This window comes from Shewanella sp. AC91-MNA-CIBAN-0169 (assembly GCF_040310165.1).
Taxonomy (GTDB): Bacteria; Pseudomonadota; Gammaproteobacteria; order Enterobacterales; family Shewanellaceae; genus Shewanella.
Map to the genome: position 1 here is coordinate 14,905 of NZ_JBEOPM010000021.1, position 16,773 is coordinate 31,677.

15 protein-coding genes and 1 pseudogene are annotated in these 16,773 nt (G+C 42.9%); 5 read left to right on the plus strand and 11 right to left on the minus strand.

Annotated features, from left to right (window positions below; all coding sequences use genetic code 11):
• Nucleotides 1–39: 39 nt before the first annotated feature.
• The 9 genes from gspK to gspC all read right to left on the minus strand — a co-directional run bounded on the left by gspK (nucleotide 40) and on the right by gspC (nucleotide 9,150).
• Nucleotides 40–1,026, minus strand: coding sequence for a type II secretion system minor pseudopilin GspK (gspK, locus tag AAEY98_RS16540; RefSeq protein ID WP_101087406.1), 987 nt, complete (start codon nucleotides 1,024–1,026; stop codon nucleotides 40–42).
• On the minus strand, nucleotides 1,026–1,730 hold the full coding sequence (gene gspJ, locus AAEY98_RS16545; protein WP_101087407.1) for a type II secretion system minor pseudopilin GspJ: 705 nt from the start codon (nucleotides 1,728–1,730) through the stop codon (nucleotides 1,026–1,028). Before gspJ ends, gspK begins: the two co-directional genes overlap by 1 nt.
• Nucleotides 1,711–2,121, minus strand: coding sequence for a type II secretion system minor pseudopilin GspI (gene gspI, locus AAEY98_RS16550; RefSeq protein ID WP_351018320.1), 411 nt, complete (start codon nucleotides 2,119–2,121; stop codon nucleotides 1,711–1,713). The genes gspJ and gspI overlap by 20 nt, the downstream gene beginning before the upstream one ends.
• A gap of 64 nt (nucleotides 2,122–2,185) precedes the next feature.
• Complete coding sequence (gspH, locus tag AAEY98_RS16555) at nucleotides 2,186–2,758, minus strand: type II secretion system minor pseudopilin GspH (RefSeq protein ID WP_101087408.1); 573 nt, start codon at nucleotides 2,756–2,758, stop codon at nucleotides 2,186–2,188.
• A gap of 1 nt (nucleotide 2,759) precedes the next feature.
• Nucleotides 2,760–3,194 (minus strand): type II secretion system major pseudopilin GspG, encoded by a 435-nt coding sequence (gspG, locus tag AAEY98_RS16560; RefSeq protein WP_059745209.1) that lies wholly within the window; start codon nucleotides 3,192–3,194, stop codon nucleotides 2,760–2,762.
• A gap of 96 nt (nucleotides 3,195–3,290) precedes the next feature.
• Nucleotides 3,291–4,523, minus strand: a complete 1,233-nt coding sequence (gene gspF / locus AAEY98_RS16565; protein WP_101087409.1) for a type II secretion system inner membrane protein GspF — start codon at nucleotides 4,521–4,523, stop codon at nucleotides 3,291–3,293.
• Between the two features lie 3 nt (nucleotides 4,524–4,526).
• A complete protein-coding gene (gspE, locus tag AAEY98_RS16570; RefSeq protein WP_502959651.1) occupies nucleotides 4,527–6,071 on the minus strand; it encodes a type II secretion system ATPase GspE in 1,545 nt (514 codons plus the stop codon).
• Between the two features lie 7 nt (nucleotides 6,072–6,078).
• Nucleotides 6,079–8,211 (minus strand): type II secretion system secretin GspD, encoded by a 2,133-nt coding sequence (gspD, locus tag AAEY98_RS16575; protein WP_101087411.1) that lies wholly within the window; start codon nucleotides 8,209–8,211, stop codon nucleotides 6,079–6,081.
• Between the two features lie 24 nt (nucleotides 8,212–8,235).
• Nucleotides 8,236–9,150 (minus strand): type II secretion system protein GspC, encoded by a 915-nt coding sequence (gspC, locus tag AAEY98_RS16580; protein WP_335692597.1) that lies wholly within the window; start codon nucleotides 9,148–9,150, stop codon nucleotides 8,236–8,238.
• A 264-nt stretch (nucleotides 9,151–9,414) separates the two neighbouring features.
• Between gspC and hslR the strand changes: the two genes are divergently transcribed.
• The 4 genes from hslR (at nucleotide 9,415) to AAEY98_RS16600 (ending at nucleotide 14,554) form a co-directional block, all read left to right on the plus strand.
• Complete coding sequence (gene hslR / locus AAEY98_RS16585) at nucleotides 9,415–9,813, plus strand: ribosome-associated heat shock protein Hsp15 (protein ID WP_162022011.1); 399 nt, start codon at nucleotides 9,415–9,417, stop codon at nucleotides 9,811–9,813.
• Nucleotides 9,814–9,838: 25 nt separating this feature from the next.
• Entirely contained in the window at nucleotides 9,839–10,699 is an 861-nt protein-coding gene (gene hslO / locus AAEY98_RS16590; RefSeq protein ID WP_162022010.1) for an Hsp33 family molecular chaperone HslO, read from the plus strand.
• 253 nt (nucleotides 10,700–10,952) lie between these two features.
• Entirely contained in the window at nucleotides 10,953–12,509 is a 1,557-nt protein-coding gene (locus AAEY98_RS16595; RefSeq protein WP_350979382.1) for a phosphoenolpyruvate carboxykinase, read from the plus strand.
• Between the two features lie 188 nt (nucleotides 12,510–12,697).
• Nucleotides 12,698–14,554, plus strand: a complete 1,857-nt coding sequence (locus tag AAEY98_RS16600; RefSeq protein WP_351018249.1) for a M14 family metallopeptidase — start codon at nucleotides 12,698–12,700, stop codon at nucleotides 14,552–14,554.
• Between the two features lie 303 nt (nucleotides 14,555–14,857).
• Here AAEY98_RS16600 and AAEY98_RS16605 read toward each other — a convergent pair whose 3' ends face one another.
• A complete protein-coding gene (locus AAEY98_RS16605; protein WP_302476620.1) occupies nucleotides 14,858–14,992 on the minus strand; it encodes a hypothetical protein in 135 nt (44 codons plus the stop codon).
• Between the two features lie 101 nt (nucleotides 14,993–15,093).
• Nucleotides 15,094–15,357: pseudogene (locus tag AAEY98_RS16610) on the minus strand (GIY-YIG nuclease family protein); the annotation flags it as partial.
• Nucleotides 15,358–15,516: 159 nt separating this feature from the next.
• Between AAEY98_RS16610 and moeA the strand changes: the two are divergent.
• The gene (gene moeA, locus AAEY98_RS16615; protein WP_351018253.1) at nucleotides 15,517–16,770 is read left to right on the plus strand and encodes a molybdopterin molybdotransferase MoeA; all 1,254 of its coding nucleotides are present in this window, start codon (nucleotides 15,517–15,519) and stop codon (nucleotides 16,768–16,770) included.
• The last annotated feature ends 3 nt before the right edge of the window (nucleotides 16,771–16,773 follow it).

Consider the following 16,773-nt stretch of genomic DNA (forward strand, 5'->3'; position numbering starts at 1 on the left):
ACCGATCTCAATACGCATTGTTACGCAATGAATTTGTTATTATTGTTGGCCACCATACTGACGGGTGAGCACATCTAAATCTTTACCATTACGCTTCAGGACACTATCCATTCGAAATATTGCAGTATCGACTTTGGCACCAGCCTTCAATAAAAAGTACTGACTATCAACCACAAAACTCGACTTTACATTTGCTTCAATCTTTATACCACTGAGTGATGAACCTTCCCAAAACTCTTCAATTTTTTCATATCCATCCGCTGGACGATTGTTAATAACATTTTCAGCTTCGCCGACTGATATTTTATTTTCTAACATTGCTGTCAGTAAAGCTGCTTGCTCAACCTTAATGGTATTTACATTTAATAGCTGACTGTCTTCACCAGGTATTGCACATACATAAGGTAAAAGATTCAGGTAAACATCTTGGTTGAATCCTAACACTGCACGTAACTCACTGCGATGCTGCATCAAGGTATTGGCCGCACGATATGGCACATTACGCGATTCATATTCGGCATCTTCAGCACCATATGGGCCTGATAACGTATCTTCGTCGATATAATCTTTAAGGGTTGACGTTAATTGCTCGGCGCCAAACTCATCAACGCCTAAACTGATCAACAGCGATTGGAACTGTATAGCTGCGACGGTCATTTTGGGCTGACCATTTTCAATTTCATTCGATGCTTGACCGACGGCATTAACATTAAAGCATGATCGCATATCTTGTATTTCACCGACAATTTCACCGTATTCAGCTGGAAAAGCCACATTGGCCAAGGCCCAATACTGTTGTAAATGTACGGTTCCTTCTGAATCTTCAAAATCTTGCTTGAGCACTTTCATCGCCAGCTCTTCAGCAGAAAGGGCATACCAATAAGCCTGGTCGTATTGGGCTAAATTAAGCGTTCGACGCATTGAAAGCTGATTGCGACTACTAATATTGGTGGCAATAATCACCACCATAGCAACAATTAGCATCACTACTATTAATGCAACCCCGCGTTGCTTTTGGCCGCCCATTATGAGGATTTCCCATCATCGGTTTCATTTTCATCTTTACTATTTGAACCGTTACGGTTGTTGCCACTGTCTTTGTCAGACTTAGTTGCTGGTGCACCTTTAGGCAGTAAAAAACGACGCTGAATTTTACCCAAACCTTCTAATTCTATTTCCATCGCAATCCCTTTTGGCATCACGGTTCCATCAACTTGCTTCTGCCATTTATCATCCATATAAAACGAATACTCAATTGACAGCACATGGTCAATAACCATGCTTTTTAATGGCTCAGCACCTGATACAGGTTCAGGATAAGGATAATACCAACGCTCAAGACGGCCATTTTGAACCACATAGGCAACCGATTGCAGGCTGCCTCTAGGTAACATGCCATCGGGGTTTAACCAGCCCAAACGGTAAAATACCAGTGCTTCGGTTTCAGAGTCGAGGATATTATCGCCAGCCTGAAAAAAACGGCTGCCACGATCACCTTCAAATAATCTAGGGCTACGCGCTACCATTTGGCCCAAATCACGTTCTAACGCACCAAAACCTTGCTGTAATGACTTAAGCCGAGTAGCAAACTCTTTGGTCACTTCATCATTTTTCATTACCGTCGACAATACTGAGTTTGCCGCGATACCCAACATGGCAAAAATCGCAATCGCGATAAGCATTTCGAGTAAGGTAAAGCCGCTGAAATACCTAGGCTTTGTTATGGACATAACTGCTTACCTGAGCCACTACGCGTTTAAATTTGTCGTCGTCACTGACGCTAATACGGATCATTCTAAATTTATCATCGGTGGTTTTAATCACTTCTTGGCGCCAATACCATTCGCGGCCCGCAAGTTCTGACTGACCCGTTTTTTGGCCTATATCAGGAAAGGTACCAGGTAAACGCACGTCGACCATTTGATTACTGGCTACCCATTGCGCTAACGTTCGTTCTTCTAAAATGGGCATGTTCGCCATTTGTTCGCCCAAACTTTTGGTAACCGATACCGCTGCAATGGAAAACACCGCTAAAGCAACGATAACTTCAAGTAAGGTCATACCACGATTCTTACCGCGTAAGCTTTTAACGCCAGAGTGACTAACACATGAGCGACTAATACCTAAGTTATTAATACCTGAGCGGTTAACTTTCCCGTATTGAGGGCGTCGATGTGATGTGAGTTTATTCATCTACACGCCCTAATGTTAAACGGCCTAACGCGTCACCCACAACCAGCACATTGACTGGCTGACGGTCGTCATTAATCGTATTAAAACCCAACTCAAAGGGAGTCATTTCTCCGCTGGGAAACAATAAAATTTGCGGTTCAGGATGTTTCTTTTTTTCTTCTTCGCTCTCTTCGTCGATAAAAGGTTCATCAAACCAAGATTCATTTTGCTCGTCTTCTTGAACTAATGGCATGCCATCGATCACAATATCTAAAGTAATACCTGCATCCATTTTTTTGGCCGATAATAGCCGGTCTTGATCAACTGGCATCCATTTGCCTTCTTTATAAAACACAAACTGATATTGATCTTCGTCAATCACAATGCCAATAAACTGACCGCTTAAGACGCTTTCATCAAGCACCATCTCAGTGGCAGTCATAAAACGTTGCGCCTGTTTTTTGAGCATTTGTTCCGGCCCAGCAACACTAATAGACATGGTTACCGCAGAGGCAACCAAACCCATTAGCAATGCCACAATTAACACCTCTAATAAAGTGAAACCGGCTTGACGATGATGAATCATCTTATTGGAAATCTTGTAAATTCCAGCTTCCGATATCGTCTTCAGAACCTGGTTGTCCATCTGGTCCTGCACTGAAGATGTCAATTTTGCCATTTTCACCAGGGCTTAATAGTAAATAGTCACTGCGCCATGGATCTTGTGGTAAACGCTTAACATACCCACCTTCACGGAAATTACGCGGCTCTGGTGACGAGTTAGGCTTTTGCACCAACGCATCAAGACCTTGTTCTGTGGTTGGATAAATACTGTTATCTAACTTATACATATCCAATGCATTTTCTAACGCCACAATATCTGATACCGCTTTTTGTTGATCGGCTTTGTCCTTGTTACCCATCAAATTGGGCACAACCATTGACGCTAAAATACCTAAAATAACAATCACCACCATTACTTCGAGTAAGGTGAAACCACGTTGTTTATTATTATGTTGCATTAATTACTTCCTCTAAAAATTGTCTATATATTCATGCGTAAAATCAGCTATAAATCTTGGTTTACGCTTACCCTACAAAAATCCATAACTTCAAACCTAACCGCTGATCAAGTTATTTAACTCTAAAATAGGCTGTAAAATGGCCATTACAATAAATAATACAACCGATGCCATACTCACGACTAGCATTGGTTCAAATACTCCTAATGCAATATTTACGTTCGACTCAAACTCTCGGTCTTGGTTGTCTGCTGCGCGTTCTAGCATGTTTTCTAGCTGGCCACTTTTTTCACCCGATGCAATCATATACAACATCATTGCCGGGAATAACTTAGTATTAGTCAACGCCGTGCCTAAACTAGTTCCCTCACGGACTCGCGCCGTAGCCTCATCAACAGCAGCACGCACCTTAACATTTTGTAAAACTTCGCTGGCAATACGCATCCCATCAAGTAATGGTACCGAGCTGGCTGACAAAATACTTAATGTTCGCGCAAATCGGGCGGTATTCAGGCCTTTACTTACTTTGCCAATAACGGGCATTTTCAAAAGGGCTGTGTCATATTTCATCCGCATAATCGGATTAGTCAGCAGTCGCTGAAACATCACCATAGCAGCAAAGATAAGCAGTACGACCACAACCCCCCAATGTTGTACAAAATCAGAGGCGAGAATCAAGAACTGAGTTGTACCGGGTAATTCTTGGCCCATGTGTTCAAACTGCCCAACAACCTTTGGCACCACAGCTGCCAATAACACCGCAATAACACCAATAGCGACCACGGTTAATACAATAGGGTAAATCATTGCTTGAGTAAGCTTGGATTTGAGTTGCTGACGACGCTCGGTATAATCGGCAAGTCGATTAAGTACCACTTCTAAATGGCCTGATTTCTCACCCGAGGCTACCATTGCGCGGTATAAGTCATCAAACACATGCGGAAATTCGGCCATTGAGTCAGCTAAGCTGTAACCTTCAACCACCCGAGAACGCACCGCCATAATCATGCTACCTAAGCGATCTTTCTCAGACTGTTGCCCCACCGCTTTTAACGCTTCTTCAATGGGTAAGCCTGCGGCCACTAATGTCGCTATTTGGCGCGTAATCAATGCCAATTCGGCAACAGAAATACGCTTTTTAAATAGGGAGGCTAAATTAAAACCGCCACGCTGTGAACGGGCTTCTTTCTCACTGACAGGCTGAAGTTCTAGCGGCATAAGGCGCTGCTCACGCAGCTGGCTTCTTGCATGACGCGCAGTATCAGCTTCTATCACACCTTTTTGTTGCTTGCCTTTACTATCAAGGGCTTTGTATTCAAACGCCGCCATTGATTACTCCTCGCGCGTAACGCGCAATACTTCTTCTAGCGTTGTCACACCTGTGAGTACTTTACTCATGCCGTCATGACGAATACTTGGAATCGATTTACGTACATATTTTTCAATGGCTAATTCGCCCCTGCCTCCATGAATTAACTCACGGACATTGTCATCAACGGTAAGTAACTCATGAATACCTGTTCGACCACGATAACCATTTTGACCACAGGCCTTACAACCTTTAGCGCGATAAACAATACGTGTGTCGTTTGCGGTAATACCCAGCAACTCGCGTTCACGCTCATCAGGCTCATGTGCTTCTTTACACTGTGGGCATAATGTCCGAATTAAGCGTTGTGCAAGCACGCCAAGCAAACTTGATGACACTAAAAAGGGTTCTACGCCCATGTCTTGCAAGCGGGTTATTGCCCCTGATGCGGTATTGGTATGTAAGGTTGAAATCACTAAGTGACCGGTTAATGATGCTTGCACTGCAATTTGCGCCGTTTCCAAATCACGAATTTCACCAATCATCACCACATCTGGATCTTGACGTAAAATTGCGCGTAATCCACGCGCAAAAGTCATGTCGACCTTAGTGTTTACCTGAGTTTGACCAACGCCTTCTAACTCATATTCAATAGGATCTTCAACGGTTAAAATATTGGTATCTTTAGAATTGATTTCCGTTAACCCGGCATACAAGGTAGTACTTTTACCAGAACCTGTCGGCCCTGTTACAAGAATAATGCCGTGTGGCTTACGAATTAATTCATCGAATTTTTCACGAATGCCAGGTGTCATACCCAGTTGTTGTAAGTCTAAGTTGCCGGTATTTTTATCTAATAAACGCATTACCACACGCTCACCATGACTTGATGGCATAGTTGATACCCGCACATCGACAGCACGACCCGCAATACGTAACGAAATACGCCCATCTTGTGGTAGGCGTTTTTCGGCGATGTCCAAACGTGCCATCACTTTAATACGCGACACCAATAAAGACGATAATTTACGATTTGGCTTTAATACTTCTTTCAACACGCCATCAATACGGAAACGAACAATTAATTGTTTCTCGTAGGTTTCGACGTGAATATCTGAGGCTTCTTCTTTAATCGCTTCCGATAACAGCGCATTAATTAACTTAATAATCGGCGCGTCATCATCGCCTTCAAGCAAGTCTTCCGTTTGTGGCAGTTCTTCAGCTAGGGTAAACAAGTCCATTTCGTTACCAATATCTTCCATAAGCTGTTGGGCTTCTGAAGAATTAGCTTGATATGCTTGCGTCAGTTTAGCTTCAAACTTTGCCACTTCTAGCTTAATTAACGGTAACTCAACACCCGAGTAGCGTCGTACTTCTAACATGGCACTAAGCGGTGTGTTATCAGTGTAGAAGAGACAAAGCTGCTCGTTTTCTTTCGCTAACACCAATTGAAAGCGGTGCGAGAAGGCAAACGGCAAGCGCTCTTTACTCGTCGAATGAAAAACCTCATCACCTTCAACAACTTCCATGGCAACTTCACTAGATACTTGGGCTAATGGTTCTGTCATCACGCTATCAGTCATTGTTTTGAGCCTTGTCCTTTTGCATGTTTTCATCGATAGTGCGCAAGGCTGGATCTGAATCACGTATATCGGTGCTCAGCCCTTTGCCGCTTTTATAGCGATCAAGCATGTCATTCACGTCATCTGGCAAGTAAGCCTCTTGATCCCATTCTTCAAGAACCGGGACTTGAGTATTTGGCATTAAATTAATACCACGAGCTTGTTGTTCCAGCTGTAATGCTCTGAAATAATTATATTTACGACCGGCAATCCCTTCCATTGTCATACCGTCACGAATAATGGTGGGCTTAATGAAAATCATTAAATTCTTTTTCGTTTTCTTACTAGAAGAAGACTTGAATAAATGACCTATAAAAGGAATATCGCCAAGAATTGGGACTTTTTGAATACTTTCTTGTACTTCTTCGTTAATTAATCCACCCAGCACTACAATTTGGCCAGAATCTGCCATAACCGTGGTCGTTAAACGACGAGTAGAGAAACTGATGTCGACACCAGTGTTACCATTAACACCCGACACTTCTTGTTCGATAGTTAATTTAACTGACGAACCTTCGTTAATTTGCGGTACCACTTTTAGCTTAACTCCGACTTCCTTACGTTCTACCGTTTGGAATGGATTATCATTGTTAGAGCTTGAAGTTGAACCGGTAATAATCGGCACTTCATCACCAACAATAAACGACGCTTCTTGGTTATCTAGTGTGGTAATAGACGGTGTTGCGAGTACGTTTGAATTTGTATCACTCGACACAGCTTGGATTAACGCCGCAAAGTTACCTGTGGTCACGCCCCACGCCATACCATTCACTTTACCTAATGCTTGCGCGATTAAAGTGTAATCCCCATCAGAGGTTGGATTGGTAGTGGTAGTAGAGCCGCCATCTGAATTGCCTACTGTTACTGTAGTGCCATCAGTTTCGCGTGCAGACCACACACCGGCACCGACTTCACCAATGGTTGGGCCAATGTTGTTAAACTGCGTTAAGCCACCCGCTTCGCTGCCCCATTGCACTCCAAAACCAACATTATCGCCTTCAGCGATTTCAACAATAATGGCTTCAACGAGCACTTGAGCACGGCGAATATCAAGCTGATTAATGACGCTTTCAATGGTACGCAGTTGATCTGGTTCAGCACTAATGACCAGTGAGTTAGTGTCGCTGTGGGCCATAATATTGATATCACTACGACGCTTACTTGAGTTGCCTTGCTGAGTACTGGCACCCTCTTTATTATCTTGTAAGTTTTGTGCAAACCCAGTTAATACTTCAACTAAGTCTTCTGCTTTGGCGTAACGTAAATAACGTACTTTGGTGTTACCCGTACTCGCCTGTTCAGCATCGAGGCGTTTAATGAGTTCGATTACACGTTGACGGCTTTTTTCATCGCCACTGACAATAACCGCATTCATGCGTTCATCAGCCACCACTTTAGGTGCTTGGCCAGGCAGCTGTGATTGGTTAGCACTTGAGCGATATAAGGTATCGACTATGCGAACAATTTCTCCTGCAGAGGCATAATCTAAGGCCACGACTTGTACGTCGGTGTCGCCTTGCTTATCAACTCGGCGGACAATCTCTACCAATTTGTTCACTACCGCTGCACGACCAGAAATCATTAACACGTTTGATTGGTCATAGTTAACAACGTTACCGCCACCAGCATTATCATTTAACTGGCGAAGTAATGGAGCAAGTTGTTTCGCTTCAGAATTGTATAAAGGAACAATTCGGGTGACCATTTCGTCACCAACACCAGGTGCTTTGTCATCGGCGACACGAATAGAAGCCATTTTGGCGTCTTTGTCTTTAATGACTTTAATGACGTGGTTTTCCATTTCAACCACTGCATAACCATACACTTGAAGTACGTTAAGGAAGAATTGGTAATATTGATCATCATTAAGTAAATCGTAACTACGGACATTAATTTTGCCACGTACTGTTGGATCTACAATAATGGTTTTATTGAGGTTTTTACCGACAATATTAATAAATTCTTGAATGTCAGTGCCTTTAAAATTGGCGGCATATTGTTCCGACCAAGCACTCGGTGCCGCTATCATTGCAGCGCCCATAAGCATTCCAGCAATAATGTTATGTCGGATCCCTTTATTATTCATTCTACTCAATCCTCTAACGCCAAATTATTCTGGCAAACTAAACATGATTTCGACCAACTGCCCTTCACGCTCAACCATGACAGCCATTTCGGTGAGCTCAGGCAGTTGTGCCATCACTTCTAATGCCTGACCCATATCGGTCAGATCAAATCCATTTATTGATTTTGCTAAATCATTAGCCTGAAAACCCGCTTGCTTAAACAACGCGACATCTTTACCAGGATTTAAACGGTAACCCGCTAATTCATCGCCATTACGTACCGGTGAAATAGCTAAAAAGTCTGTAATTTTACTTGGGTCTGCTAACAACTCATCACGAGAATTAGACAAATCTTCAGAAAAACGTTGATTATCACGACGATCAACTCGGGTTACCTGTTGATCGACCTTGGCTTGTTGTAGCTGTGAGTTTGCTGCACCTTGTGTGGTGTATTGAAGACCATCAAGCATTAAGGTTTCGTAACGACCACCATTACTGATAATAATCCGGTCAGCATAAACCTCTTTTAAAGAAGCAGAAGTCCCTTTGATTTTATCGCCTAAACCATAAGTTTCTTGTTGCCCACTTGATTCAATAACCGCTAAACCTTGAGCTTCCTCGGTGGATGCAACAACTCCCGTCAATTGAATAGACAAGTTTGTTTTAGGCGCATCGGTGATTTGCTCTACGACTTCAGCTTTGGGTTTATTGCTATTGTTGTCTAAGCGACCAAAAAGCAATAGGTTACGTACACCGGCAAGCTCAATACGCTTTGCAGTGCCTGCTGAGATGGGGGATGGTTGCCACACCGCAGATTGCGACGATATTGGCATCAACTTCCATGTGATCTGTGCAGCGAGTAGCAACACGATGACCAGTCCAAGCCAAAATACAATCATACTCAATAGCTTATGTGGTATTTTTGCAGCGTTGGTGATCAGTTTATCTAATAAATCCATATGTTATTGGACCCTCTATACGACTTGGTACAGGTCTCTGTTCTAATTGTTAATAAAATGCGAAAATATATGTGTAGCCGTCATGCTAACCCACACAGGATAAAGCAACAACCCCAGAGCATATCGATTGGCGAATCTCCATCAAATATGCTAACTTTGCGCCCATAAAAAGAGCCATAATATTGCCCTCTATTACGATAATACACACATTGTATGGCAGTTAGGTTACTCAGTCTGTGAAATCATCCCTGTTTTGGAGGTCATGTGACTCAAAATCAGCCCGACAAAAGCTTTATTCGGCTCGACAAATGGTTATGGGCGGCACGTTTTTATAAAACCCGCGCTATCGCAAAAGACATGATCAATGGCGGTAAAGTACATTACAACGGTCAACGGACTAAATCCAGTAAGAATGCTGAAGCGGGTGCAAAAATCCGCCTTCGCCAAGGTAATGATGATAAAGAGATTATTGTCCTTCAATTATCTGGCCATAGACAAAGTGCTAATGTAGCGCAAACCCTATACGAAGAAACACCAGAGAGTATTAGCAAACGGATTATAAACGCTGAAGCCCGACGGCTAAATATTTTGAACAATCCGGCACCAGACCATAAACCGGATAAAAAACAACGACGACAGATTATGCGCTTAAAAGATTACTAGGCGCCCAAAAAGTAAGAGAATGCAAATGAACAACGATATTTTACATCGCTACATTTTTGATAATGCCGATGTGCGAGGCGAGATAGTCCAATTAGAAAGCAGTTACCAAGAAGTGCTTTCTGCACATATCTATCCGGTTGCCTTACAAGCCCTAATCGGCGAGTTAATGGCCGCAACATCATTACTCACGGCAACGATCAAGTTTAGCGGTGACATTAGCGTGCAGTTACAAGGCGATGGCCCGGTTTCTTTAGCGGTAATTAATGGTAACAATAAGCAAGTATTACGCGGTGTAGCACGTTGGAACGGTGATATTGCTGCCAATGCAAGCTTGCAACAAATGTTCGGTAAAGGTTACATGGTCATTACGTTAACGCCTGATGAAGGTGAACGTTATCAAGGTATTGTATCATTAGACCATGTCAATCTAGCAGCTTGCTTAGAAGAGTATTTTAATCAATCAGAGCAGCTACCTACCCAAATACAGTTATTTGCTAACGGCAAACAAGCGGCAGGAATGTTGTTGCAAGTATTACCAGCAAAATCGGGTAATACTGACGACTTTGAACATCTCTCAGCATTGACCTCGACCATTAAAGCAGAAGAGTTATTCACTCTTGATGCTGAACAGGTATTACATCGCTTGTATCATCAAGAAGAAGTACGCTTATTTGATCCTGTTGATGTTACTTTTAAATGTAGCTGTTCTCGTGATCGCAGTGCTGCAGCAATCAAAACGTTACCCCAAACTGAAGTTGAAGAGATTCTAGCTGAGGAAGGGAAAATCGAGATGGATTGTGAGTATTGCACAGCAAAGTACTCTTTTGATGCGATAGATATTGCAGCGTTATATTCTGGTAGTCATAGCAGCCAGTCACAGCAGTAATCAATGTCGTTACCCACAACGTAACCACTTACAGAAAAAGCGCGCAATGCGCTTTTTTTATGCCTTAACCGTCTAAAGAAAACATCAAACGCCAAAAACTTTCAAAAAAATTACCAAACTGTTCGTTACCGCGGCATTAACTTACGTTACAATCCCTACACTAGCTTATAGCCATCGCGCAAAAATAATAACAAGCTAAGTTTGAATACCTAACCCCCAATAGCTTTTCACTGCGAAACACGACCTAAAAGACATGGAGATCAACACTATGGCGGATGTATCTAACCGCGTTCACCTCAACCCTACGACAGCACAGTTAGTAGAAATCGCGCTTCTTCGTGGAGAAGGTCAGCTGACCGCAAATGGTGCCTTAGTGGCCAAGACAGGGGAAAGAACGGGTCGTTCACCTAATGACCGGTTTATCGTCAAAGAGGCAAACACTGAAGCCGATATTGAATGGGGCAAAGTAAACCGTCCGTTTGATGCTGGCAAATTTGATGCGTTATGGGGCCGGGTAGAAGCCTACCTTGCAGACAAAGAACTGTTTACGTCAGAACTCGAAGTTGGCGCTGATGATGAACATTACATTCCTGTACGTGTAACCACTGAGTTCGCGTGGCATCAATTGTTTGCTCGTAATTTATTTATCGCTCCAGAAACCTTTAATCGTGGTAATAAAGACACGTGGCAAATCATCAATGCGCCAGGTTTTGTCTGCGAACCTGAACGTGATGGTACAAACTCTGAAGCCGCTGTTATTCTGAACTTTGCCGAGCGAAAAGTACTGCTTGTAGGGTTGAAATATGCAGGTGAAATGAAGAAGTCGATGTTCTCGGTGCAAAACTTCTTATTACCCGCTAAAGGTGTGTTACCCATGCATTGTTCGGCCAACGTCGGCCACGATAGTGATACCACATTATTCTTCGGCTTATCGGGTACCGGTAAAACCACTCTTTCAGCTGATCCAAAACGTTTCCTGATCGGTGATGATGAGCACGGCTGGGCACCTGGTGGCGTATTTAATATCGAAGGTGGTTGCTATGCAAAATGTATCGACCTTAGCCAAAAAAATGAACCTGTGATTTGGGATGCGATTCGTTTCGGTACCGTACTCGAAAATGTGGTGCTTGATGAACATCGAGTACCTGATTATAAAGATACTAGCCTGACTGAAAACAGCCGTGCCGCTTATCCTTTAGAGCATATCGCTCAACGTAAAGAAGATAACCGTGGTGCAGAACCTCATGCAGTAGTGTTTTTAACCTGCGATGTATCAGGTGTATTACCGCCTGTGTCGATATTAAGCAAAGAACAAGCTGCATATCATTTCTTATCGGGTTACACCGCGAAAGTTGGCTCGACAGAAATGGGCTCAACGTCTGCAATTCAGTCAACTTTCTCGACGTGTTTTGGTGCACCATTCTTCCCACGTCCAGCAGGAGTGTATGCTGAACTACTCATGAAACGTATTGAGTCGTTTGGCAGCCAAGTTTACCTTGTTAACACTGGCTGGACCGGTGGTCCACATGGTGTAGGTAAACGTTTTGATATCCCGACAACTCGCGCCATTGTGGATGCTATTGTCAGTGGTGAGCTAAAAGATGTTGAAACCGTTTATATCGATAAACTGAATTTAAACGTGCCTGTTAGTGTATCGGGTGTTGATACTGCTTTGTTAAACCCAGTCAACACTTGGGCAGATAAAGCTGAGTATGACAAATATGCACAACAACTAGCACAAGAGTTCAGTGATAACTTTGCAAAATATAAAGTGTCTGAAGCCATCAAAAATGCTGGCCCTAACGTGTAAACACGTTACCCATTATTCGCAACGCTTTATTTAACGCGATGTAATTTAAAAATCCCAACTTCGGTTGGGATTTTTTATCAGCACTGTTCCAGTTCATTTATAAGGGTAAAAGCAACTGAAACTGTTGATAGGCAGTGTTATGATGCTATTACCGTATTTCGACACCATCACCATTCACAGGGATATTCATGCGCCGCTTTTTGCTTGCTAGCTTAATGGTTAGTCCGTTACTCATCTGTTCCACTTTCACTCATGCTAACAATGCTGTGTCTGCTCCTCAAGTACCGGCAGAGCAAATAACGCATCTCGAAAACGACAGTATACTACCGCCAATTCATCCTTGGTCAGGCGCCAGTGAAAGCTTACTGTTAAGTGCAGATCAACCATGGGCAACCCCTTTTGAGCAACAAGGTTATGTTTCAAGCCCGAACTATCACGACACCATGGAATGGTTAGACAAACTCGTCGACAGCACTGACGTTTTGCAAAAAGTCAGCATTGGTAAAAGCCCCCAAGGGCGAGATATATGGATGATTATCGCGTCACAAGATGGGGTATCAACGGCACAAGCATTAAGTGACAACGGTAAAGCAACGGTATTAGTGCAAGCAGGTATTCATTCTGGTGAGATTGACGGTAAAGATGCAGGTATGATGCTGCTGCGAGATATCAGTCATCGTAACAAACGCGATTTGCTTGAAAACGTTAATTTACTGTTTATTCCTATTTTCAGTGTCGATGCCCACGAGCGTAGCAGCAAATTCAATCGAGTAAATCAACGCGGGCCGGTTAATATGGGCTGGCGCACTACTGCTAACAATCTTAATTTAAACCGTGATTATGCTAAAGCTGATGCATTGGAAATGCAGCACCTCATTCAAGCGATTAATATTTGGCAGCCAGACTTATACATTGATATCCATGTGACCGATGGTATTGACTACCAATACGATGTCACCTTTGGTTACAACGTTGCACAAGGCTATAGCCCAAGTATTTTTACATGGTTAGAGTCTATTTACCGTCCCGCGGTTGAACATGCATTAACAGAGCAAGGCCACATTCCGGGCCAGTTGGTATTTGCTAACGATAATACAGACATGACTAAAGGCTTGTCATTGTGGAACCCTAGCCCACGTTTTTCCAATGGTTACGGTGATGCTCGTCATTTGCCGACTATTCTAATAGAGAACCATAGCCTTAAACCTTATAAGCAACGCGTTCTTGGTACCTACGTTACACTTGAACAAACCCTTAAAACGGTGGCGAAAAATAGCACCAAGCTAAAATCTGCGATTAATGAAGACAAATATCGTAACCCAAGCAAGTTAACCATCAGCTGGCAAAATGAAACCTTAGCTGAAGGAAAAGACTTTAAAGGGATTGATTACCGTGTTGAGCAAAGCCCAATCAGTGGTGACAAAGTTGTCCGCTGGACTGGAGAGCCTAAGTTATATGAAAACTTACCGATTGTGGCTAACACAAAAGCAGATATCACGGTAACTCGGCCTGTGGCTTATTATATTCCGCCACAATGGACAAACGTTATTGAGCGTTTATCTTTGCATGGCATTAGAATGACACAACTGAATAAGCCAACGTCGATAACCGCGCAGCAATATCAGTTCAGCGACCCACTATTCTCAAGTGCTGATTATGAAGGTCATCAAACGGTAACGGCAACAACGACTATTCACAAAATAAATACTCTCCTGCCAGCGGGTAGCATGCGTATTCCAACCGACCAACCTTTGGGTGACTTAGCAATGCTATTACTTGAACCTCAGGCTGAGGATTCATTGTTTTATTGGGGAATGTTCAATACCATTTTTACCCGCACTGAATACATTGAAGACTATGCAGTGGAACCTTTAGCAGCAAAAATGTTACTCGACAACCCAGCTCTACAAGCTGAGTTTGATCAAGCGCTTAAAGATCCTGATTTTGCTAAAGATAGCCAAGCAAGATTACGCTGGTTTTACCAACGCAGCCCATATTATGACAACGAATACATGAAGTATCCGGTGTTGCGAGCGTCCAAATAAGCTTCAACGCTATATAGACAATGAGATTAAATAACGCCGTATCACTCCACAAGTGCTGCGGCGTTTTTTGTGGGATGCGGTAAATCAATCCATAAATCTGATTTTGAAAAGGTGTTTGTGGCGATATCGACTCAGTGGGAACATATCTCGAGTTGTTTCATACTGCTCAATAAACTCATGTAGCTGACCTGTCGCAATGAATACCTCTAAACCTTGAGTAATGCGTTGCACTAAGCGTGGATGGTCATTGCTAACAACAATATCCGCCGAGCCATAATCATCAGCGGTTTGGGTTAATAGCAGCTATAACAAGTCGTAATAATATTGGTGAGTGGTATTTTCTGAAGATTGAGCTGGTTGAATGCGTACTTGTTGTGCCGCTGAAGGAAATGCCGAGCAACACATGATCAGCGCAACACTCATTAACGACTTGACCATTGTGGATTAACCATTGAGATTCCATCATTTCAGTCTAGTCGTAAAAAAACTGTAAACCAAAATTTTGATATGAAAAACTTATAAATATAGGTAACTTATCGTTACCGTGGACGGGTTAACTCATACTGTTCAATCAATAATAATTTTTGCTGGCGAGTATATTTTTTAACAGCAATTTCGCGTTTTGACGCTTCACTTCGATCAGCTAATGATTCTTGATAAACTAGGGTTAACGGGCCTTTCCCTCTTAAATATTTAGCTGCTTTAGGACCACTGGCTTGATGCTCGCCAAAACGACGTGAAATATCCGTGGTAATACCGGTGTATAAATGCGAGTTTGCACAGCGAATAATGTATAAGTACCAATCGGTATTGGCGTTATTTTTCGACATAAAATATAAAACCTTAAGTGTGATCATAAAACTCTTGTGCCATCATGGCATACTAAGCACCATTAAAAGCAAAGACCTATTTCAGCCAAGATACAGTTGATAGTATTTTAGCGATTCATTAAGGAAGTTCTGATGTCCAGTAATCAAGACCCTTGCGCTCAACCAGCATTGCTTCATCCCGATCAAGCGATTGAGCAACTTTTAGCTCAAGTTGAAGCAACCCAAGATACCGAGCTCGTCACATTAACCCAAGCTATCGACAGAGTGCTCGCGGAAGATCTAGCATCGAGTATTGATTTACCGCCATTTGATAACTCAGCAATGGACGGTTATGCATTTCGTTTTACCGATTTAGCCGCATCACAGGATAAAACAACCCTTACCCTCGTAGGTAGTTCTTTTGCTGGTCACCCTTTCAATGGCAAAGTGTCACCCAATAGCTGTATTCGTATCATGACTGGTGCCCCGGTACCTGTGGGTTTTGATACTGTGCAAATGCAAGAAAAAGCCCAAGCAGACGAAAACCAAATTACCATCGAGCATCCGCATCGATTAGGCGCTAATGTGCGATATCGTGGTGAAGAACTGCGTGCAGGTACAAAAGTATTGCACCAAGGCATCACAATCCGAGCAGCTGAAATGGGCGTTCTCGCCACTATCGGTATTAGCCAAGTTAGAGTGACACGTAAATTAAAAGTCGCCTTTTTTTCCACTGGTGATGAGTTACGCCCAGTGGGAAGTGAGCTGGCTCCTGGACAAATTTATGATTCTAACCGCTATTCAATCCAAGGCTTACTGAGTAAAAGCCATGTTGACTGGATTGATTTAGGCGTTATAGCCGACAATAAAGAAGCCATTCGCGGTGCCTTTAAAGAAGCCGCCAGCAAGGCTGATATGGTATTAACATCCGGCGGAGTCTCAGTTGGAGACGCCGACTTCACTAAACAAATTTTGTCTGAAGAAGGCAAAATTACCTTTTGGAAACTTGCTATTAAGCCAGGTAAGCCATTCGCATTTGGTAAAATTGATAACGCAATATTTTGCGGTTTGCCCGGTAATCCCGTTTCTTCGATGGTAACGTTTTATAAACTCGTGTTGCCCATTTTGAATAAAATGCAGGGACTCAAGCCAGTTAAACCATTATTTTGCCAAGCAAGGTTACTGACAGATATACGAAAACACCCTGGTAGAGTCGAATATCAACGCGGCATACTCAGTCGTAATGAAATGGGTGAGCTTGAAGTTGCGATTACTGGCGGCCAAGGGTCAGGCATGCTCACATCAATGAGTTTAGCTAATTGCTTTGTGATATTAGATCAATTCCAAGGCGACACACCAACAGGCACCCAAGTCACCGTAGAACCTTTTAATAACGTGTTGTGTTAGGAA